The sequence below is a fragment of the Candidatus Electronema sp. PJ genome (assembly GCF_048287395.1).
Taxonomy (GTDB): Bacteria; Desulfobacterota; Desulfobulbia; order Desulfobulbales; family Desulfobulbaceae; genus Electronema.
Window position 1 is genome coordinate 1 of sequence record NZ_JBLWEO010000067.1, and the last position, 17,830, is coordinate 17,830.

Sequence of the window (17,830 nt, forward strand, 5' to 3'; positions counted from 1 at the left end):
CCGCTCTCTGCGCCGCCATGCGCAAGCTCGTTCATCTCTGCTTCGGCGTGCTGAAAACACGCCTTCCTTACCAGCCAAATTATCCGCCGTCTTGCCTGGCAGGAGGTCTTTCCTCTTGACAGGCAAGACGGTATCTACGCAGGGCATCATCTCCCGTAGGGGCAGGCCCCTGTGCCTGCCCTGCTTATGCTCAATTTCCGAGAGGTAGGTTGCAATGGCTCAGGCAGCGGAGGGACGAAACGAAAGCGGATTATTGCGTGTGCTGACACTGGATGGCGGCGGCGCAAAGGGCTTCTACACCCTAGGTGTTCTGAAGGAGATCGAGGTAATGGTCGGAGGAGGGCTGCATGACAAGTTCAACTTGGTTTTCGGGACCAGCACGGGCGCGATCATCGCGTCACTGATCGCGCTAGGCCACAGCGTCGACTCCATCTTGGAGTTATACCGTAAGCACGTGCCTGCCGTGATGTCGCAGAAGACCGCTACGACAAGGTCGGCGGCCTTGATGAAGCTAGCGAGTGAGGTCTTCGGCGATGCAACATTCAGTGACGTAAAGACGGGCATCGGGATCATCACAGCCAAGTGGCTGACAGAGCGCCCGATGATCTTTAAGGGCAGTGTAGCGCAGGCGCACGGTCGTGTTGGCACGTTTGCACCTGGCTTCGGCGTGAGTATCGCTGATGCTGTCAAGGCATCTTGCTCGGCATATCCGTTTTTCGAGCGAACGATTGTAAAAACCTCCATGGGTGAGGACATCGAGCTAATCGACGGCGGGTATTGCGCAAACAACCCGACGCTATACGCGATCGCCGATGCGGTAAAGGCTCTTCGGTGTGAGCACAAGAATATTCGGTTGGTGAGCGTTGGCGTGGGCACCTACCCCGAGCCAAAACCAAGTCTGAAGATGTGGCTCGCGAAGAAGTGCCTTGTCAGCGTCCAGCTGCTACAGAAGACTCTGGAGATCAACACGCAGTCGATGGACCAGCTTCGGCAGATTCTCTTCCATGACGTGCCGACCATCCGAATCAGCGACTCATACGTCACGCCTGAGATGGCGACCGATCTACTGGAGCACGACCTCAAGAAACTGGGTATCCTGTTCCAGCGCGGACGGGAGTCGTTCGCGTCGCGGGAGAATCAGCTTCGCGAGTATTTGATGTAGCCAAGGAGAGAACATGCCAATTCCAGAATCGCAACTCGAAACGTGGTCCCATCAGGGATCTATCACTCAGTCGAGCAACACGTACAACACAATCAAGAACGTCTTGGAGGCCAGCACCACGCCGTATGCCGACAAGAACTTCAAGGTATTTCTCCAAGGCTCGTATGGCAACGACACGAACATCTACGCCGAAAGCGACGTGGACATTGTCATCCGGCTCGATGATTGCTTTCAGAGCGATCTGTCTACGCTAACCGAGGAGGAGAAGGCTGCGTACAAGTCAGCGTTTAGTGATGCCACGTACACGCACGTCGACTTCAAACGCGATGTCCTGTCAGTTCTCACAGAGCAATACGGGGCAGCGGCGGTAAAGGCTGGCGACAAAGCTATTGCAATTGATGCCAGTGGCTCGCGCCGAAAGGCAGACGTGATCGTCGCAATTCAATTCCGCCGCTACTTCAAGTTCCGGTCATCGAACGACTCCGAGTACGTCGAAGGCATTTGCTTCTGGAACGGCAAGGGCGAAAGGATCGCGAACTATCCGAAGCAGCACTCGGCCAATCTGACGGCGAAGCACCAAAACACTTCGAGATGGTTAAAGCCGCTCGCCCGTGTGTTCAAGAACATGCGCAGCCGAATGGTCGATGATGTCTTGATCAAGGCGGGCGTGGCACCGTCGTACTATATCGAAGGTCTCCTCTACAACGTGCCAAATGAAAAGCTTACGTCCAACTACCAAGAGTGCGTAGTGAATACGTTGAACTGGTATCGACAGGGTGCCTCAAAGCCCGATCTCGTCTGCGCCAACGAGCAGTATTACCTGCTGCGTGACGGACAGCACACCTGCTGGAATCAAGCGAATTGCGACGCGTTTGTTGAGGCCGCAGTTAAGTTGTGGAATGAATGGTGATAAAGTTTTGCTTAGTTGTCTGCGTCAAACCGCAATGCCGCATAACACATTCCAGCTAACGGCCTTGGCAGGACGCGTCTGAACTTCAACGTTAGCCAAGCAGGTATACTTGAGCGCAACGAAAGCTGACTCATCTTGCCTGCTTTCGCTGCGCTTCCTCAGACCTGCGCCTCCCCCCTCACCCCATCTTCACATCCAGCACATCCACCAGCCTGCCGTCGTACTCGTTGACAACCAGCGTCTTCAAGGCGGCGTAGTTCTCCACCTTGATGCTCAGGCTGCTCACTGCCGAGCCACTGAAGCCGGGCAGCACGAATTCCCCGTTCCCGGTGGCCGGGACGATCATGCCCTGTGCGCCGCCGTCCTGCATGTCAATCAGCTTGAAGGCCAGAATGTCGTCCTGCACGTTGTCCGAAGTTCTGGTGAAACCTCTGCGTGACGGCGATGCCCGGATGCGGAGTCAATATTCGCTGGACTGCTCTGCCGGACTTGCGCATCCTGACCTTGGACAGGCTTTGCTGATTTGAGCGCATCTCGGCGCGGCAGCGCATTGAAGATGCAGGCAATGAACGACTCATCACAATGATCAGATGCTGGTTGTTCAGAACAAGGTTGAAGGGCTGCGCATTGTCACTGACGACAGCCGGATCAAACTGTACGACCTTTAACTCGCCCAGCCCATCTCGTAGCAACAGCTTTCTGCCCCCCTTTGTGTTGCCACATTGTTCCCCTCCCACTTGCAGAACCTGTCCCCTTGCGGCTGGGTAATTTTTATCCAGCTGCCCCCTCTTGTTGAGTAAAAAGTATCCAGCCTGCTCTTCTGAGACAAAAAATTTTCTTTATCCCTGAAGAAGAGAGCAGTGTCAGAATAGGCCTTTGCAGAATTTTTCAGCGTAGCTGACGAAATTGGCGCGGTTTTTGCATTAGTGAAGGAAGGATACAGCCTGCCCGTAAAAAAGTTATACTCAGCCACAAAGAAGTTGTACTTGGCAGAAGAGGAGTCTGGCTTGGCCAAACTGCTTTTCTGTTCAATAGCAAAGGAGTTTTGCCGAGCCGCAAAGCAGTTTTGTTTGGCAGAACTCCTTTCTTGATGAGCCGGAAAGGAGTTGGATCTCGCCAAACTCCTTTCATAGTCGGCAAAAAAGGAGTTTGGCTCGGCAGCAAAGGAATGCGGCTTGGCCAGAAAGAAGTTCTAGCTCGCCACAATGATTCGCAACCAGGCTTTGGATGGTTGCAAGTTCTGGTTCAACAAGAAAACCATGCTTTTTTTAGAAGGGAATCTCATGGCCTTGCCTGGCAAGACCTCAGCAGTCATTACCTATGCGCGGGAACGCGCCGCTCGCCTCAAGGCGATCAATCCTGCTTTGGATTTGGGCAATGGTCTCACTATCAGGGGGTTTGAGGCCCTGATTGCAGCGGCCCAAATCTCGCTTGATATCTGCCACTCTGTCCAGCCTGCCCAGTTGGAAGAGGCCCGCAGAAATTTCGAGGCAGCAGAGACGCAGCTTTACCTCCTGACAGCGCGGATGCTGGCCGCAGTTGGGGAGAAGTACGGCCAAGACAGCAAGGAATACGAGATGGCAGGCGGTAGGCAAGCGAACGAAATTGCTTATCACCCAGCCAAGACCGAGGAGGAAAGGGAGGGCAGGGTATAATTTGGGAACAATGGGGAAAAGACACGGAAACGGCAGCTGATTTTCTACTCATCAATGATGCAACTTGAGACCGGAGAAAAAACAATGGATAAGCATGAGTTGATTGAAACGTTACGAAGCGCGATGCGCTCCCATAAACAATGGGTGAGCAATGCCCTGGCCTTGATTGAGGGTGTTCCTCTGGAAAAAGAAAAAGTGCCGGTTAATGCAACCGAGTGTGCATTTGGCAGATGGTACTACAGCGAAGGGCAGAAGCTCAAAAAAATTAATGGGATTAAAGAAATAGAGCCATTGCACGATGCTTTACATCGAACCTACATGGAAATCTTTGCCATTCTCTTTGGCGAGGTCAACGAGCCGTCGTTTTTCAGCAAGCTCTTTGGGCTTTCTCAGAAGATTGCTGCCGAGAAACGAGAAGCGGCAATGGAAAAATATAATCTTTTGCAGGATCAATCCGAGATGATCATCAAGCACTTGGAGCAGCTGGAGCGAGTAATTACTGCGATGGGCGAAACACAATTGGCCATGTATCTGGAATAAGAGGGCGCAGGCCAGGTCATTGAGGACAAGCAGGGGCGGAACGATGCGTCTGCCCCTGCGGGCAAGGCATGGATGGCAGCGGCAGTTTGTTGAATGATAAGCAAGAGAGCAGTTTGAGAGAGGAGAAAACTAGTGAATAACAAGGATGTAGTTTCGGCATTACAAAACGCGGTGCGCACCCATAAACAATGGGTGATCAATGCGCTGGCCTTGATTGAGGGCGTTCCTCTTGATCAAGACAAAGTGCCGGTCAAGGCAACTGAGTGTGCGTTTGGCAAATGGTACTATGGCGAAGGGCAAAAGTTAAAGAAGGCCAGTGGGTTTAAAGAAATAGAGGAGTTGCACGCCAGATTGCATACAACCTATATGGAAATAGTTGCCCTGCTCTTTGGCGAGGAAAAGAGAGCGGCGGGTTCCACCGGACTGCCTGGGCTTGCGCCTGAGATCACAGCAGAAAACCGGGCGGCAGCAATGGCAAAATATCATCTTTTGCAGGAACAATCCGAGCTGATCATCAAGCAATTGGAGCGGGTTCAGAAGATGATTACAACGATGTATATCCATTAACCGTTGAATTGGGATGAATTATCCTAAATCACCCTCATCTCGGAATACAAAAGGCGGGCCTATGTGTCCGCCTTGCTGTTTTAAGGCGGCAGGTTAATCGGGGGCAGACATAGGGGTCTGTTCCTGTATTTCATCAAAAAACGTATGGAGAATTAGTTATGAAAAAGCGTATGAAGTTCTTTCTTCTTCCGGCGGCATTCCTTTTGTCTGGCCTCACTCCTGTAAACAGTCATGCCTATAGAAGCATGGAAAATGCTATTTCGTGGGCGGAAGATCAAATTGGAAGTGGTGCTTACAATGACGGAACGTATAATTATTGTTGGATTTTTACAAGGGATGCTTACCACGCTACAAAAATTCCTGGTGTTGGAAGCGCAATAGAGGCTTGGAAGTATAATGGCAATTTGCTTGGCGCAAGGCATACAGACCGCAATATTCCTAGAGGAGCATTTGTCTTTTTTGCCGCGACTTCATCAAATAGCTATGGCCATGTTGGATTATATATTGGTGGCGGACAAATGATCCATGCTTGGCCTAAAACAGTACGCCCAGGCAGTGTTGATTCTGGTGGACAATATCTTGGATGGCGATGGCCAACTGCTTGGACACCGGACCAAGAATCCGGTTTAGGAGGTGGCACCTCCACTGACCCCACTGATCCACCCGCTTCCGGCAGTTTGCCCGACTTCATCACCAATAAAGTCACCATAGGTAACGAAGGTGGCGGTAAAGAAAAGTACACTTGGAAGATAAACGAGACTGCCTACGTCCATTCTTGGACAGACAACATTGGTACTAAGGACTGGGAAGGCAGTGCCAAGAAGATAAAAGTACCTTTCTATCTCTCCAAGGGCAAGAAGAAGGACAGTAGCTCTGAATGGGTGCGCGTAGGCCGCGAGGAAATCAAGAAAGATCACCTTGACGTGAAGGACAAGCCCAAGCGCGAGAAGATTATCTTCAATATCCCGCAATGGGCGGCGGCTGGCTACATTTACCCAGGCCAGACCTACAACTTCGTGGTCTGCGCTGATCGTCCGAAAGACCAGGACAACGGCGACGGGGATGTGAAAGAAATACACAAGTCGAACAACTGCTCGACTCCGGCGGTGTTCTACGTTGATTACGGCCCAGCCCGCAATGTTGACCTGATCAGCAACAACTTGACCCTGACTGGCGGCAAAACCGCGCTTCAGGCAGGCGAGAGCTACGGCCTTCAGGCAGAACTCTCCAACATTGGCACGGAATACCCCTGGAATGGCTGCCGTACCAGCTATGAAATCAAAGGGCCGGGCACAGGCGACGTTTGGCAGAAGGTGACAGATGAGGGTTCCACCTTGGCCCAGCTTGCGCCGAACTCCACTAAGGTCGAGGTGATCGACGAAAGCCGGGGATTGAAAGCCCCGTCGGTCGGTGGCGATTATGTCTTCCGCGCCTGCGCTGACTATGAACAGGCTATCCCGGAGACTGACGAGGGGAACAACTGCACAGCAGAGCTGCCGATTACGGTGACAGCTCAACCAGCCTGCGTTATTCTTAATCCAATGGCGAGCCTACCTGCCACAGGCAGCTTCGATTTGGCAGCAACATCCATTGAATTCCCTGACACTATCAAACAGGGAGACGAAATGCACCCTAAAGCCCAGCTATGCGGGGTTTCTGGAGTATCTCCAAAGACACGGGCAATGTGGGCCTATGCTAACTGCGATGGCACCGGCTTTACGCCCTTTGACGGCGACACTGATGACGGCCTTTCTGAGGGACAGTGCGTGACGGAAGAGAACAAAGAGGGCGATGACTTGGCCAACATGCCTCCAGGCAGGTATGTGATGTATTTCATCGCCAATGGTGAAACCCAAGTGTCGGAATCAGATCACAGCAACAACGTTCAGGGCAAAGAATTTGTTGTTGAGTAGCTTCAGTCTTTAAGGCAGCCCTGAATCCCCTCGCCCCGGATTCAGGGCGTTTGCTTTTCCCTTCTTCCAAGAAGAGGCTTTGAGGCTTCCTGGCGAAGATTATCACCAAGAAGAGAGACGTTAAAGCAGATTTGCCACAGCAGATAAGGGCTGGCAGGCTAAACAGAAGAACGTTGCTCGTCCACCGAGGTTTTCCCGGTGAATCTTCTGTCCGCAAACAGGGCAAGGCTGATCTTTCTTGCCATACACTGCGAATTGAAGCTGAAAATGGCCAGCTTGACCACTGGAGCCGAGGAAATCACTGATTGTTGAGCCGCCTGCTGCTATCGCTCGATTCAGAATGGCAACGGCGCAGGTCGTAATGCGTTGCCACTGTTCCGCGTTCAGGAGATTTACGGGAACTTGTGGATGCACACCAGCCGCGAACAGGGTTTCATTGGCGTAGATATTGCCAATACCGCTGATCTGCCGCGCATCCATAAGAAAGGTCTTGACCGGCTGCTTGCGTTGCCCGGCCAAGCGAGCCAAGTTAGCCGCAGTGAAATCCGGGCCAAAAGGCTCCAGCCCTTGGCGCAGGCTGAAGGCCTCTTCCAGTTGCGCGGCCTGCTTGCTTGGCCAGACCGTGACACTGCCAAAACGGCGGGCATCATGTAAGCGCAGCTCCAGGCCATTGTTGAGGAGTAAGCCGAGGTGGTCGTGGGTAGCCCGCGCTGTTGCTCTGGGGAAGATACCTAATCTGCCGGTCATGCCAAGATGCAGCATCAGCACGCTGGCATTGTTCATGCGGATGAGTAAATACTTTGCCCGGCGGTCAATAGCAATAACCGTGCTGCCGCAGATGCACTCATCGAGCAAGTTCACAGGCATGGGTAGGCGCAGCTGCTTGCCTGACCAGAAGACGGCGGTAATGTTTTGCTCTAGGAGATGAGGAAGCAGTCCCAAACGGGTGACTTCTACTTCGGGGAGTTCAGGCATGGTTATTGGTTATGGTCAAAGCTAACACATAAGGGGAAAGATCATACACCATCGCCGACTGTTGTAAGTACCCCTGCACCGCGCACTCAAATTGCCAAACGTGTTCCCGAACAGCAATGATCCGCTCGACTGTTATGCCTGCAAAGATTCCCGGCTGATCTGTGAGCACACTCTTTTTCACAGCCTCCTTTACTGCCCAGAGCATGGTCAGTGCAGTTTCTTCGCTACCGAGCTTTGGCTGCTGGGCAAGAAGTTCCAGTTCAGTAGCTGCGGCAAAATAGCCAGTCAAGGAAGGGAGCTTATCGGATATCTCCTGAAGATCAATGCCGCAGCTGGCCCCCTGCACAGCTAAGGCAGCAGCATAGCTGCCACTGTGGGTGATGGAAAGTGCTGCGCTGCTTTTTGCTGCACCGCTCACCATTGGCCTGCCGTGTTCATTAGGGAGGATGGTCAACTGCTGGAAGGCCTCTGGTTCATGCAGAGTGAGCAAAGCGGTTTTGGCTGCGACTCTTCCGCCCAGCCATTCCCGCCGCCGTTTGGGATAACGGAACCTCTGCAAGAACTCCCGCTCGGCCTCGGAAAGCAGCAGCTCGGCCTCGTGCTCCTGAAGCTGATCAAGATCAACTAAAGCGACACGCTGTTGGGCATCAGCATAAAGACGGCCCCAAGCGCAGGGGATTGGGAAAAAAGACTCAAGCAGCGGCGCAGTATTTTCTGGGTAAGTATTGGTTGTGATCTTCATAGTAGGCAGTATAATAACATCCCTGATAGCCCTTTCCAGAAAACTTCCGTACAACGGTGAACCAGATGCCACTGAATGACATAACCACGTTTGATTACAGCATTGCCGCTCTCCTGACATTCTTTCTCCTGCGCGGCCTTTGTATCGGCTTTGTCCGGCAGCTGGCAGCTACTGTGGCCCTGGTTGGCAGTTACTGGCTGGCTGGGGAATATGTCAGCCAAGTTATCCCCTATGTGCAGCAATTCATTGAGCGGCCTGGCGCGGTCTTTCTGGTCAGCTTTGGTGGCCTGTTTCTCCTCTTCGCCTTGTTTTTCACCCTCATCGGTCACTGGCTGCACAATGTTCTGGAGGTCAATCTGCTGGGCTGGCTCAACCGTATCACTGGGGGGATCTTGGGCGTAGTTCGAGGAGCCTTGGTGACAGTGCTGCTGTACATGTTTCTCGCTGCTGTGCTGCCGTCCGCGCATCCGTTGTTTGAGGGTTCAGTGGCTGTTCCCTATCTGAACCAAGGCGCAGAGATCATCCGCCAGTTTATCCGCGATGTCGGTGTTCGTAATGATCTCAAGCCAAGACCCGCGCAGAAGGCTAACGCGCAGGAGAAGAAGCCCAGCAAAACGCAGGCTCCTGCTGAGACGAAGAAGGTAGAATCAACAACGATCCCTGATCAGGTTGAACCTATCACCCCGCCCGTGCCAGAGCAACAAAACAGCCAAGGGCCAGTGAAGCGTTAATTACTCATGTTACGCAGCTACTCTACAGATAGGAACCTCAGAGTTTTAGCCAGAGGAGCCTCGGACTCTTTGACACTGCGTAACGTGAGTTAGTTATCCAGCAAAGCAGCGGCGACCTCAGCCTGGGTCAGCAGCCAGTCGCCGTCCTGCTTCTTCATGGTCAACTTGACCGGAGCCGTCACCTCTGCGGGAGGCGGTTGGCCCGTCTGCTTTTGCAGCACAACCTTGCTCTGGACTACAGCCTCGCCTTTGGCCGGGAAGGTAATGTCCATCTCCTCAAAAGTAACGGTCAGCACCTCGTAGCGGTCACGGTAATGCATCAGATAGATGATGGCCATGTCCCTTTCCACTGATTCGGCGTACTTGTTGCGCTCAGGAACGACCAAGGTGCAGTTGTCTGCCAGCACAGCCTTGACCTCCCGCATCTTGAGGGCGGTTTCCATAGTGCTTTCCTGCCGATTCTTTTTGCCTATCTCCCAGCTTAACCCAATAAGCTGGCGTTTAATCACCTGCTTGTCAGAGAAATACCAGCAAAGCCAGCTGATCAGGATCAGGGCCAGGGCTATGCCGATGACCATAGGTTTGCGCTTCGTCAACAGTTCGTTGGCTGAAACCATAGTTTGCCTCCAGGATGATAGGGAATCTTATGCAACACTGTACCTGTTCAGCAAAAGAGCTGCAATGACTGGGGCAACAATTTACCAAAGCACAACACAGTGAGCAGCAATGGGCAGTTCTTCTCAACTATCAAACACCCAAGGAGGCAACCAATGAAGACCATAAATCCATCCCTTGCTGTTGGGCTGCTGAGTGCTACGCTGGCCGCCCCTGTCTCCACGTCCGCAGGGTTTTATGTCATTCCAGTTGGTGCAAACAATGGCCCAGCCCCAGCTTGCTCGCCAATCCCTAAAACTGGCCAGACCGAATGTACTTGGGATAATAATGGTGCTTGGGAATGGGATGCCAGCTGTACGCAACCAACCCGTCCTCCAGGGCAAGATGGCGAACTGAAAAAGGGCGCAGAGTTGCCCAGTCCCCGCTTTACTGATAATGGCGATGGAACTGTAACAGACCAGTTCACTGGTTTGATCTGGCTGAAGAATGCAAACTGCACGGAGTTCTTCAGCGGTGATGTCACTGGAGAGAACACCCGTTCCTGGAGCAATGCGTTATCTGCGGCCAATCAGCTGGCGCAGGGTTTCTGCGGTCTGGCTGATAATTCCATAGCAGGGAACTGGCGGCTACCGAACAGAAACGAGCTGCTCAGTCTTATCCATCTTGGTTATACTAATCCTGCTCTCAGTAATGCGACTGGGAATGACAAGTGGAGCGATGGTAATCTCTTTTCCAGCGTAGCATCGGGTTACTACTGGTCATCTAGTTCTTATGCTGCTAATCCTGCCCAGGCTTGGTATGTGAACTTCAACTACGGACAAGCTGGCAACAATGCTAAGACGAACAACTACCGTGTCTGGCCTGTACGCAACGGACAATAGGAGAAGAAATGGAGATTCGCACGTTCTCTGATCGGCAGACGCTGGTCAACGAGCTGGCAGAGCAGATTGTGGCTGGCTTGCGCACAGACATTGCTCAACAAGGCCGAGCAAGCCTCGCAGTGTCTGGCGGCTCGACACCGCTGCCGCTGTTTGAGCGTTTGGCAGAGCTGGAACTTCCTTGGCAGCACGTGGTCATCACGCTGGTGGATGAACGCTGGGTTGCGCCGTCGTCTCCAGATGCTAATGAACAGCTTGTCCGCAAGCATTTGTTGCAAAGACAGGCCGCTGCCGCCACCTTTATTGGCCTGAAAACCGCAGCAAGCACCGCAGAGGAAGGTGTGGCGGAGTGCGCAAGCCGTTTGCAGGAGATCCCGCGACCTTTCACCGCAGTCATCCTGGGCATGGGCAATGACGGCCACACCGCCTCGCTCTTTCCCTGCGCAGCGCAGCTTGCCCAGGCTGTGGATATGAATTGCGGCCAGAGGTGCCTTGCGCTCAGGCCGCAGACTGCGCCCTATGAGCGAATGAGTTTGACCTTGCCCGCCATTTTAGAGGCGAAAAAGCTCATTCTCCACATCACCGGGCAGGACAAGAAGGCCGTACTGGAAAGAGCATTGGCTGCTGGCCCGCCCGAAGAAATGCCGATCCGCTTTATCCTCCGCCAGCAAACCGTGCCGGTCGCGGTGTATTGGGCACCGTAGAACCTTGACCGCTGCAAGCTGTTTGTACACGTGTAAATGGAGCATTCAGACGTTTGTAGCGAGCTTTTGGACGAGTAAAAGCTGCTTGGGGGAACATCCAAAGGTGCTAAGACGATATCCACCCAATGCTGATGACTAGCTCCAGTCCTTGGATGCGCTGAACCCTTACGTCCCCGGCACCACATCCAGTATATCCACCACTCTGCCAACATAGTCTGTCCTGACCATATTCAGTAGGGCAGCGTAATCATTGACGGTGAGTTCTAAATCCTTCAGTGGTGATCCAGTGTAACCAGGCAAAGTGTATGCGCCGTTACTACTCACCCTGACCGCATCGCCTGTACTGCCGCCTTCGGTCATGTCAAGCAGACTGAAACCTGGCTGCCTTCAATTAGGATTCCTTGATCTCCTCGTTCTTCGCCAGACGCGCGTTCAGCTCCTCCAGCTTGTCCAATTCCGCCTCCACGTCAATCAGCTCGTTGAGCGGCACCACCACCTCAACGCCGCTCACTAAGCGCATGACCGGCATCATCAGGCACTGCGCCGGACTCTGGCCTCGCTTTCGGAGACACTCTGGTCACTCCTGTGGAGACACTACGCTGACTCTCATGGAGTCACTCTGCTGACTCAGGTGGAGTCACTATAGTGTCTCAGGGGGAGATACTCTGCTGACTCGGGTGGAGTCACTCTGCTGACTCGGGTGGAGTCACTCTGCTGACTCTTTGAGGAGATACTCTGGTGTCTCCTGCGAAGAGCTACGCCTCTCCGCCCTTTCCTTGCGCCGCTTGCCGCGCTGCCCGCACCCGTGCCAATCCCTTGCGGTATTCTTCCAGTTTGGGATGGTCAATAGTCTCCGCGATCTGCACGGCTTGGCTGATGTATTCATCTGCCTTGGCCAAGTCGCCTATGTCTTCATAGGTGAGTCCAAAGTTCCAGCGGCTTTGCGCCTCTCCTGCCTTGTCACCGAGCTGCTGACATATTGATAAATCTTGTTTGTAATATTCCAACGCCTTTGTAGTATCGCCTTTCATGCGATATACCGTGGCGATATTGTTATATGTTATGCCTTCTCTGGTTTGGTCGCCAACTTTTTTACTGATAGGGAGACACTTCTCGTAATATTCTAAGGCTGTCTTGTAATCGTTTTGATTGTAATAAACCATTCCAATATTATTAAGAGTCATGCCTTCTCCCTCTTTGTCTCCAATCTCTTGCATTATTGTTAGGCTCTTCTGGAATTGCTCCAAAGCCTGCTTGTACTTGCCCTGCTGTCGATAAATATCTGCCATGTTGTTTAATATCCAACCTTCCCCTTCCTTATGTTGCAGCTCACGGGCTATTGACAGGCTTTGCTTGGCCCACGCCAAAGCCTTTTCCTGTTCCCCGCACCTATCGTAGGTGTATCCAAGACTATACAAAGACCACATTTCATCATCTCGGTCGCCTGACTGACGGGCCGCAGTCAGTCTCATACCTACAGCAGTCAGCTTTTCTGTCCAATGTCCCTGCCGGTCTAGATAAGTGTTGATTGCTTCAGCTAAGTCACGAACCTGCTTCCACAGGCCGCTATTCAGGCAACTCTCCAGTAATCGCAGGCATTGCATCTGTTCTTTGTCCAGACGGGCATACCCCGCCGCTCCGCGAGCACTCTCCTTTTCTGCCAATGCAGTGTAGTGCGCAGCAAGCCGTTGGCATACTCCGGTCAGTTCAGCACTTGAAACCGCATGTTCAGGCATTTGCAATGGCCTCCCACATGGTTTTGGCATGAACTGTCAGGAGCGCGTGCATCTGAAAGCGCACCTCGCCATCCTCCTGATACGGCTCCAGCAGGCCGCGCTTCTCCAGCTCGCGGATTGCCGGACGCGGATCATCAACACCCCACGCAGCCGCTATGGCAGCACGATCAAAGGTTGCCGGTTTAGGTGCAAAGACTCCCAAGAAAGCAAACTGCTTCTGGGTCAGCGCATCAAGACGGTCTGTGCTTTTCCGCAGCAGAACCGCCACGGTGGGCGTGGTCTGGCTGGACAGATCAGTGCAATCTGCGGGCGCGTCTTCTTGCAGCAGACGAGTGCCTTCAGCCAGCTCGTCCAGTAACTCCTTGACTCCCCATCCCATCTTAGCTTCGGCTTTGAGTAGTCTGCCAGCAACCTGTAGGGCCAGCGGCAGCCCTTCCAGCTCTTGCACCAGCCGCCGCACACCCTCCTGATCCTGCGCCACTGAATCAGGCGAAAGCTCGCAGATCAGTTTGATAGAAGCCTCCTCGGTCAGCTTTTCGATGAGGTACACCGCCTTATCTGGCAGACCGAGCTTCCGAGCCACATCAGGTTCACGGTTGGTGAGCAGCGTCCGGCACAACTGCCCGCCGACAAGGAAAGGCTGCGCATCGGCGGCTTGCCACACGTCATCTATGATCAGCAGCATCCGGCGGTCGCGCAGCAGCCCGGCAAGCCGGTTCTGCCGCTCTTCAATGCGCTGATACCGCTGTGGGTCATCACCAAAGGCAAGCAGCCATTGCCCTAATCCTGCCAAGGGATTCGGCGACATGCCCAAGGCCGTCCACAGCACGCCATCAGGGAACGCCTTCTTCACTTCGGCATCATGCGCCATAGCTGCGGCCAGCGTGGTCTTGCCAATGCCGGGCCATCCCCGCACACTGGTGATCAGCGTTGTTGACGGCTCGCCAAAGAGACGCTGCCGCAGCGCGGCCATGTCATTGTCACGACCAATGAACAGGTTGGGCGCAGAGGGCAGGAGGCTGGGAATGATGGGCGGCGGAGCCGAAGCAGCATAATACTGCTCAATGTTGATATTCCCGCTGCCTGCGACAATATTGCTATCCCCCTTCATATCCTGATTGATATTCACTTGCTTGCCGATGGCCTCATCCCCTTGAGCAATGTTCTGCTCACCTCTGCCGCTGTTGTCAAAGGTCTGCCCCATGTCCGCCCTCATTGGTTTGAATTTGGTCAGCAATGTGTCCAATCATACCAGAATAGCTGGTCTTTCGCCAGCAGCTCTTCAAACTAAGGCTTCCTGGGTGTTGTTCATAGCTGGAGACCTTGCTGCCCTTCTTCTTTCTGTGTACAATGAAGAAATGGCGCACTGCTGGGTGATGTTGCCCTGCGGGGGCAGGTGCGGAATTCTTTGCATGGAGGCGCAATGATCATGAACAGCAGGATGAATATGATCTACTGGAAGTCTGAGAGGTTCTGGCTGGGCAAGCTGCTTGAGCACCCGGAAATCATGACGCAGGGAGAGACGCTGGAAGAGCTGGAGGCAAATATAAAAGAGGCATACCTGTTGATGGCGATGGACGAAGTGCCTGAAGACTACCAGACTAAAGAAATAGTTGTATGAAGAGGAAGGAGTTCATCAGATATCTGGAAAGTCATGGCTGCCTCCTCCTTCGTCATGGAGCGAACCACGATATCTATCTGAATCCGAACAATGGCAACAAGCAGCCCGTGCCAAGGCATTCCGAGATAGATGATCAGCTTGCAAGGCACATTCGGAAACATCTTGCCCTGTAGGCTGGTTGCAAGGGCAGGCAACATACCTGCCCCCTCCTTTCTCCTCTACCTACCCTTCCCCAACCTCTCCCTCGACTCCTCGTTCTTCGCCAGACGCGCGTTCAGCTCCTCCAGCTTGGCCTGCTCCTTGGCAACTACGTCCGGCGGGGCATTGCTGAGGAAGTTGTCATTGCCCAGCTTGCCGCGCACCCGCTGCAAGTCCTGCTCCAGCACCTTGCGCTCGCGGGCCAGCTTGTCCAGCTCGGCATCCACGTCAATCAGCTCCTTGAGCGGCACCACCACCTCAACGCCGCACACCAAGGCGTGACCGGCATCATCAGGCACCGCGCCGGATTCCGCAATCTCCAATGCTTCAGCGCGGGTCATAGCGCAGATGGAGCCGCTGAAGGAGCGCAGCAACTCGCGCTTGCCTGCGTCCGGGCAGATCAGCACGGCCTGCACCTTCGCGCTCGGATGCACGTCCGCCTCGCTGCGGATAGTCCGAATCGCGGTGATGACTTCCATCAGCAGCTGCATGGACTGCTCGGCCTCGGCGTTCTCCCAGAGAGGTCTTTCTTCGGGGAACGGCTCCAGCATGATGGTGCCGCGTGTGCCCGGCAGCTGGCTCCAAATCTCCTCGGTGACAAAGGGGCAGATCGGATGCAGCATTTTCAGGATATGCTCCAGCACGCAGAGTAGCACGCCACGTGCCTGCTCCCGCGCCGCTGCGTTGTCGCTGAACAAATCCGCCTTGATCCACTCCACGTACCAGTCGCAGAACTCGTGCCAGGTGAACTGGTAGATGGCCGAGGCGATCAGGTTGAAGTCGTAGCCGTCCAAGGCCTTGCGCACGTCGAGGATGGTGGCGTTGGTGCGGCTCAATATCCAGCGGTGCGGCAGGGCAAGATCAGCAGGACTGTCCGCCACCGCAACAATACCCGGCTCGCTCTCCTTGATGTGCATCTGGGCGAAGCGGGCCGCATTCCACAGCTTGTTGATGAAGCGGCGGTAGCCATCAATGCGCTCCTCATCCATCCTGATCTCACGGCCCTGCGCGGCAAAGGCGGTGAGCGTGAAGCGGAAGGCATCGGTGCCGTATTGCTTGATCATGTCCAGCGGGTCAATGACGTTGCCGGTGGACTTGGACATCTTCTTGCCCTGCTTGTCGCGCACGAGGGCGTGCAAATACACGTCGCGGAACGGCACCTCGTCCATGAAGTGCAGGCCCATCATCATCATCCGCGCTACCCAGAAGAAGAGGATGTCGAAGCTGGTGATCAGCACCGAGGTGGGGTAAAAGGTCTGCAACTCCTGGGTGTTCTCCGGCCAGCCAAGGGTGGAGAAAGGCCAGAGGGCGGAGCTGAACCAGGTGTCTAAAACGTCGTGCTCCTGCTCCAGATAGGGCTTGCCGCAGCGGGTGCAGAAGGTCGGCTCCTCGCTGGCGACGATCAGCTTGCCGCATTCGAGGCAGTTCCACGCCGGGATGCGATGGCCCCACCAGATTTGCCGCGAGATGCACCAGTCGCGAATGTTGTCCATCCACGCATAAAAGGTGTTGTACCACGTGTCGGGGTAGAGCCTGATGCGGCCCTCGCGCACAGCGGCCACGCCCTTGTCCGCCAGCGGGCGCACGGAGACGAACCACTGCTTGGAGGTGGTCGGCTCGATGCGCTTGATAGATGCGCTGCATCCATCTATAATGAATGCTGAAGGTTCACATTTTTTTTTGGGGAGGAAACAGCATGAAGCCGGTTCTACAATGGGAGAACAATTCTCCGCATGTCCTGCATTTTCTGCATCAAGTGAGGGAAAAAGTGCATCGTTTGGTTCCTGATGCGAAAGTGATTCTGCATGGTTCCCGTGTCCGCAATGAAGCCCGGCAGGACTCTGACTGGGATTTTCTGATCATCGCTGATCATCCACTTGACAAGCAGACAGTGACAGAGCTGAAGGACAGCCTCTATGATGTTGAATTAGCTAATGATGAAGTGGTGAGCAGCATTATTCGAAGCAGACAGGAGTGGTCTTCGCCTGAATATGATGCGTTGCCGTTTAAAGAAGTGGTGGAAAAAGAGGGTGTAGAACTGTGAACTACAAGGAGGAGATTATCTGCTATCGGCTTGAACGCGCTGAAGAAACCTATCAGGAAGCTCTGCTGATGCAGCGCGAAAAACACTGGAACACCTGCGCCAATAGGTTGTATTACGCCTGCTTTTATGCGGTCAGTGCTTTGCTGCAACAGCACGATTTTTCATCAGGAAAACACAGCGGCATCAAGGCGTATTTCAATCAGCATTTCATCAAGACAGGAATTCTTGACAAAGAATTGGGAAGGTTATACAGCAGGTTGTTTGATGCCAGGCAAGAGGGAGACTATATTGATTTTGTCCGTTATGCGGCTGAGGATGTCGAACCTTGGATAGAAAGAGTCAGATTGTTTATTGATATAGTTTTAGAACTTATTGAAAAAAATAGAAAGGTTACTGCCCAGTAGACTGTCCTCTCTTTCCGCTATCCTGCTGAGGATAGTCTGCAAGAGGTTGAATTGGAAAACGACGAGGTAGCAGTATCATACGAAGCAGGCAGGGATGGACTTCGCCTGAATATGATGTGCTGATGTTTAAAGAGGCGGTGGAAAGAGAGAGTGTAGTGTTGTGAATTACAAATTCGCTACCGGCTTGAACGCGCTGAAGAAGTTTACTACGAAGCTCTACTCTTGCATTTAAATTGAGCTGCTTCTGTACTTTCGATCATTGCATTGGTGGTGCTTGTTCCGACACATGTATTGATAAAATCAAATACTTCTGTACCAACTTCTGCTTGATGCCTTACGCTCGTGAATCCGCGTTCAGCCGCGAGGAATTCCTTGTTCTGAAAGTCGGCATAGGCTCCCATGCCGCGTTTTACGTAACTTTCCGCAAGTTCAAAA

Annotated in this window: 23 protein-coding genes and 1 pseudogene; 13 read left to right on the forward strand and 11 right to left on the reverse strand. The window is 53.4% G+C overall.

Annotation, left to right across the window (positions count from 1 at the left end; genetic code table 11):
• The first annotated feature begins 214 nt into the window (after positions 1–214).
• Positions 215–1,162, forward strand: a complete 948-nt coding sequence (locus ACNKIB_RS10980; protein ID WP_417910600.1) for a patatin-like phospholipase family protein — start codon at positions 215–217, stop codon at positions 1,160–1,162.
• A 13-nt stretch (positions 1,163–1,175) separates the two neighbouring features.
• On the forward strand, positions 1,176–2,072 hold the full coding sequence (locus tag ACNKIB_RS10985) for a nucleotidyltransferase (protein ID WP_417910601.1): 897 nt from the start codon (positions 1,176–1,178) through the stop codon (positions 2,070–2,072).
• Between the two features lie 178 nt (positions 2,073–2,250).
• Here the strand turns inward: ACNKIB_RS10985 and ACNKIB_RS10990 are convergent, their stop codons facing one another.
• Complete coding sequence (locus tag ACNKIB_RS10990) at positions 2,251–2,478, reverse strand: hypothetical protein (protein WP_417910602.1); 228 nt, start codon at positions 2,476–2,478, stop codon at positions 2,251–2,253.
• Between the two features lie 258 nt (positions 2,479–2,736).
• The gene (locus tag ACNKIB_RS10995; protein ID WP_417910603.1) at positions 2,737–3,087 is read right to left on the reverse strand and encodes a hypothetical protein; all 351 of its coding nucleotides are present in this window, start codon (positions 3,085–3,087) and stop codon (positions 2,737–2,739) included.
• Positions 3,088–3,277: 190 nt separating this feature from the next.
• On the opposite strand from ACNKIB_RS10995, the gene ACNKIB_RS11000 reads away from it, so the two are divergent.
• The 4 genes from ACNKIB_RS11000 (at position 3,278) to ACNKIB_RS11015 (ending at position 6,747) form a co-directional block, all read left to right on the forward strand.
• Positions 3,278–3,727, forward strand: coding sequence for a hypothetical protein (locus tag ACNKIB_RS11000; protein WP_417910604.1), 450 nt, complete (start codon positions 3,278–3,280; stop codon positions 3,725–3,727).
• 84 nt (positions 3,728–3,811) lie between these two features.
• Entirely contained in the window at positions 3,812–4,267 is a 456-nt protein-coding gene (locus tag ACNKIB_RS11005) for a CZB domain-containing protein (protein WP_417910605.1), read from the forward strand.
• A gap of 132 nt (positions 4,268–4,399) precedes the next feature.
• Entirely contained in the window at positions 4,400–4,834 is a 435-nt protein-coding gene (locus ACNKIB_RS11010) for a CZB domain-containing protein (protein WP_417910606.1), read from the forward strand.
• A 245-nt stretch (positions 4,835–5,079) separates the two neighbouring features.
• Positions 5,080–6,747: an NlpC/P60 family protein gene (locus tag ACNKIB_RS11015; protein WP_417910607.1), complete on the forward strand. Its 1,668-nt coding sequence runs from the start codon at positions 5,080–5,082 to the stop codon at positions 6,745–6,747.
• 120 nt (positions 6,748–6,867) lie between these two features.
• On the opposite strand, the gene mutM is transcribed toward ACNKIB_RS11015, so the two are convergent.
• Both mutM and ACNKIB_RS11025 read right to left on the reverse strand, forming a co-directional pair.
• Positions 6,868–7,722, reverse strand: a complete 855-nt coding sequence (gene mutM, locus ACNKIB_RS11020; protein WP_417910608.1) for a bifunctional DNA-formamidopyrimidine glycosylase/DNA-(apurinic or apyrimidinic site) lyase — start codon at positions 7,720–7,722, stop codon at positions 6,868–6,870.
• On the reverse strand, positions 7,715–8,464 hold the full coding sequence (locus tag ACNKIB_RS11025) for a 4'-phosphopantetheinyl transferase family protein (RefSeq protein ID WP_417910609.1): 750 nt from the start codon (positions 8,462–8,464) through the stop codon (positions 7,715–7,717). Before ACNKIB_RS11025 ends, mutM begins: the two co-directional genes overlap by 8 nt.
• A 65-nt stretch (positions 8,465–8,529) precedes the next feature.
• Between ACNKIB_RS11025 and ACNKIB_RS11030 the strand changes: the two genes are divergently transcribed.
• Positions 8,530–9,195: a CvpA family protein gene (locus ACNKIB_RS11030; protein WP_417910610.1), complete on the forward strand. Its 666-nt coding sequence runs from the start codon at positions 8,530–8,532 to the stop codon at positions 9,193–9,195.
• An 89-nt stretch (positions 9,196–9,284) separates the two neighbouring features.
• On the opposite strand, the gene ACNKIB_RS11035 is transcribed toward ACNKIB_RS11030, so the two are convergent.
• Positions 9,285–9,812 carry a hypothetical protein gene (locus ACNKIB_RS11035; protein ID WP_417910611.1) on the reverse strand — a complete coding sequence of 176 codons (528 nt, stop codon included), beginning with the start codon at positions 9,810–9,812 and terminating at the stop codon, positions 9,285–9,287.
• Positions 9,813–9,965: 153 nt separating this feature from the next.
• Here ACNKIB_RS11035 and ACNKIB_RS11040 point away from each other — a divergent pair, with 153 nt between their 5' ends.
• The gene (locus ACNKIB_RS11040) at positions 9,966–10,691 is read left to right on the forward strand and encodes a DUF1566 domain-containing protein (RefSeq protein WP_417910612.1); all 726 of its coding nucleotides are present in this window, start codon (positions 9,966–9,968) and stop codon (positions 10,689–10,691) included.
• Between the two features lie 8 nt (positions 10,692–10,699).
• Positions 10,700–11,392, forward strand: a complete 693-nt coding sequence (gene pgl, locus ACNKIB_RS11045) for a 6-phosphogluconolactonase (RefSeq protein WP_417910613.1) — start codon at positions 10,700–10,702, stop codon at positions 11,390–11,392.
• A gap of 165 nt (positions 11,393–11,557) precedes the next feature.
• Here the strand turns inward: pgl and ACNKIB_RS11050 are convergent, their stop codons facing one another.
• From ACNKIB_RS11050 to ACNKIB_RS11065, 4 genes are all read right to left on the reverse strand, one after another.
• Positions 11,558–11,752: a hypothetical protein gene (locus ACNKIB_RS11050; protein WP_417910614.1), complete on the reverse strand. Its 195-nt coding sequence runs from the start codon at positions 11,750–11,752 to the stop codon at positions 11,558–11,560.
• Between the two features lie 31 nt (positions 11,753–11,783).
• The gene (locus ACNKIB_RS11055; protein ID WP_417910615.1) at positions 11,784–11,924 is read right to left on the reverse strand and encodes a hypothetical protein; all 141 of its coding nucleotides are present in this window, start codon (positions 11,922–11,924) and stop codon (positions 11,784–11,786) included.
• A gap of 223 nt (positions 11,925–12,147) precedes the next feature.
• Complete coding sequence (locus ACNKIB_RS11060; RefSeq protein ID WP_417910616.1) at positions 12,148–13,128, reverse strand: tetratricopeptide repeat protein; 981 nt, start codon at positions 13,126–13,128, stop codon at positions 12,148–12,150.
• Positions 13,121–14,332, reverse strand: coding sequence for an NB-ARC domain-containing protein (locus tag ACNKIB_RS11065; RefSeq protein ID WP_417910617.1), 1,212 nt, complete (start codon positions 14,330–14,332; stop codon positions 13,121–13,123). The genes ACNKIB_RS11060 and ACNKIB_RS11065 overlap by 8 nt, the downstream gene beginning before the upstream one ends.
• A gap of 237 nt (positions 14,333–14,569) precedes the next feature.
• Between ACNKIB_RS11065 and ACNKIB_RS11070 the strand changes: the two genes are divergently transcribed.
• Both ACNKIB_RS11070 and ACNKIB_RS11075 read left to right on the forward strand, forming a co-directional pair.
• The gene (locus ACNKIB_RS11070; protein ID WP_417910621.1) at positions 14,570–14,749 is read left to right on the forward strand and encodes a type II toxin-antitoxin system HicB family antitoxin; all 180 of its coding nucleotides are present in this window, start codon (positions 14,570–14,572) and stop codon (positions 14,747–14,749) included.
• Entirely contained in the window at positions 14,746–14,922 is a 177-nt protein-coding gene (locus tag ACNKIB_RS11075) for a type II toxin-antitoxin system HicA family toxin (protein ID WP_417910618.1), read from the forward strand. Before ACNKIB_RS11070 ends, ACNKIB_RS11075 begins: the two co-directional genes overlap by 4 nt.
• A 45-nt stretch (positions 14,923–14,967) precedes the next feature.
• On the opposite strand, the gene ACNKIB_RS11080 is transcribed toward ACNKIB_RS11075, so the two are convergent.
• Positions 14,968–16,662, reverse strand: coding sequence for a class I tRNA ligase family protein (locus ACNKIB_RS11080; protein WP_417910622.1), 1,695 nt, complete (start codon positions 16,660–16,662; stop codon positions 14,968–14,970).
• Here ACNKIB_RS11080 and ACNKIB_RS11085 point away from each other — a divergent pair.
• Both ACNKIB_RS11085 and ACNKIB_RS11090 read left to right on the forward strand, forming a co-directional pair.
• The gene (locus ACNKIB_RS11085; RefSeq protein WP_417910619.1) at positions 16,644–16,991 is read left to right on the forward strand and encodes a nucleotidyltransferase domain-containing protein; all 348 of its coding nucleotides are present in this window, start codon (positions 16,644–16,646) and stop codon (positions 16,989–16,991) included. The genes ACNKIB_RS11080 and ACNKIB_RS11085 overlap by 19 nt on opposite strands.
• Positions 16,988–17,395 carry a HEPN domain-containing protein gene (locus ACNKIB_RS11090; RefSeq protein ID WP_417910620.1) on the forward strand — a complete coding sequence of 136 codons (408 nt, stop codon included), beginning with the start codon at positions 16,988–16,990 and terminating at the stop codon, positions 17,393–17,395. Before ACNKIB_RS11085 ends, ACNKIB_RS11090 begins: the two co-directional genes overlap by 4 nt.
• Before the next feature lie 206 nt (positions 17,396–17,601).
• Here ACNKIB_RS11090 and ACNKIB_RS11095 read toward each other — a convergent pair.
• Positions 17,602–17,830, reverse strand: a pseudogene (locus ACNKIB_RS11095) (isocitrate lyase); the annotation flags it as partial.

Coding starts and splice junctions, on each gene's coding strand:
- ACNKIB_RS11050 (WP_417910614.1), bottom strand. CDS start 11,752: ATGACCGAAGGCGGCAGTACAGGCGATGCGGTCAGGGTGAGTAGTAAC.
- ACNKIB_RS11085 (WP_417910619.1), top strand. CDS start 16,644: ATGAAGCCGGTTCTACAATGGGAGAACAATTCTCCGCATGTCCTGCAT.
- ACNKIB_RS10985 (WP_417910601.1), top strand. CDS start 1,176: ATGCCAATTCCAGAATCGCAACTCGAAACGTGGTCCCATCAGGGATCT.
- ACNKIB_RS11065 (WP_417910617.1), bottom strand. CDS start 14,332: ATGGGGCAGACCTTTGACAACAGCGGCAGAGGTGAGCAGAACATTGCT.
- pgl (WP_417910613.1), top strand. CDS start 10,700: ATGGAGATTCGCACGTTCTCTGATCGGCAGACGCTGGTCAACGAGCTG.
- ACNKIB_RS10980 (WP_417910600.1), top strand. CDS start 215: ATGGCTCAGGCAGCGGAGGGACGAAACGAAAGCGGATTATTGCGTGTG.
- ACNKIB_RS11040 (WP_417910612.1), top strand. CDS start 9,966: ATGAAGACCATAAATCCATCCCTTGCTGTTGGGCTGCTGAGTGCTACG.
- ACNKIB_RS11075 (WP_417910618.1), top strand. CDS start 14,746: ATGAAGAGGAAGGAGTTCATCAGATATCTGGAAAGTCATGGCTGCCTC.
- ACNKIB_RS11030 (WP_417910610.1), top strand. CDS start 8,530: ATGCCACTGAATGACATAACCACGTTTGATTACAGCATTGCCGCTCTC.
- ACNKIB_RS11070 (WP_417910621.1), top strand. CDS start 14,570: ATGAATATGATCTACTGGAAGTCTGAGAGGTTCTGGCTGGGCAAGCTG.
- ACNKIB_RS11035 (WP_417910611.1), bottom strand. CDS start 9,812: ATGGTTTCAGCCAACGAACTGTTGACGAAGCGCAAACCTATGGTCATC.
- ACNKIB_RS11060 (WP_417910616.1), bottom strand. CDS start 13,128: ATGCCTGAACATGCGGTTTCAAGTGCTGAACTGACCGGAGTATGCCAA.
- ACNKIB_RS11055 (WP_417910615.1), bottom strand. CDS start 11,924: ATGATGCCGGTCATGCGCTTAGTGAGCGGCGTTGAGGTGGTGGTGCCG.
- mutM (WP_417910608.1), bottom strand. CDS start 7,722: ATGCCTGAACTCCCCGAAGTAGAAGTCACCCGTTTGGGACTGCTTCCT.
- ACNKIB_RS11015 (WP_417910607.1), top strand. CDS start 5,080: ATGGAAAATGCTATTTCGTGGGCGGAAGATCAAATTGGAAGTGGTGCT.
- ACNKIB_RS11025 (WP_417910609.1), bottom strand. CDS start 8,464: ATGAAGATCACAACCAATACTTACCCAGAAAATACTGCGCCGCTGCTT.
- ACNKIB_RS11005 (WP_417910605.1), top strand. CDS start 3,812: ATGGATAAGCATGAGTTGATTGAAACGTTACGAAGCGCGATGCGCTCC.
- ACNKIB_RS11000 (WP_417910604.1), top strand. CDS start 3,278: ATGATTCGCAACCAGGCTTTGGATGGTTGCAAGTTCTGGTTCAACAAG.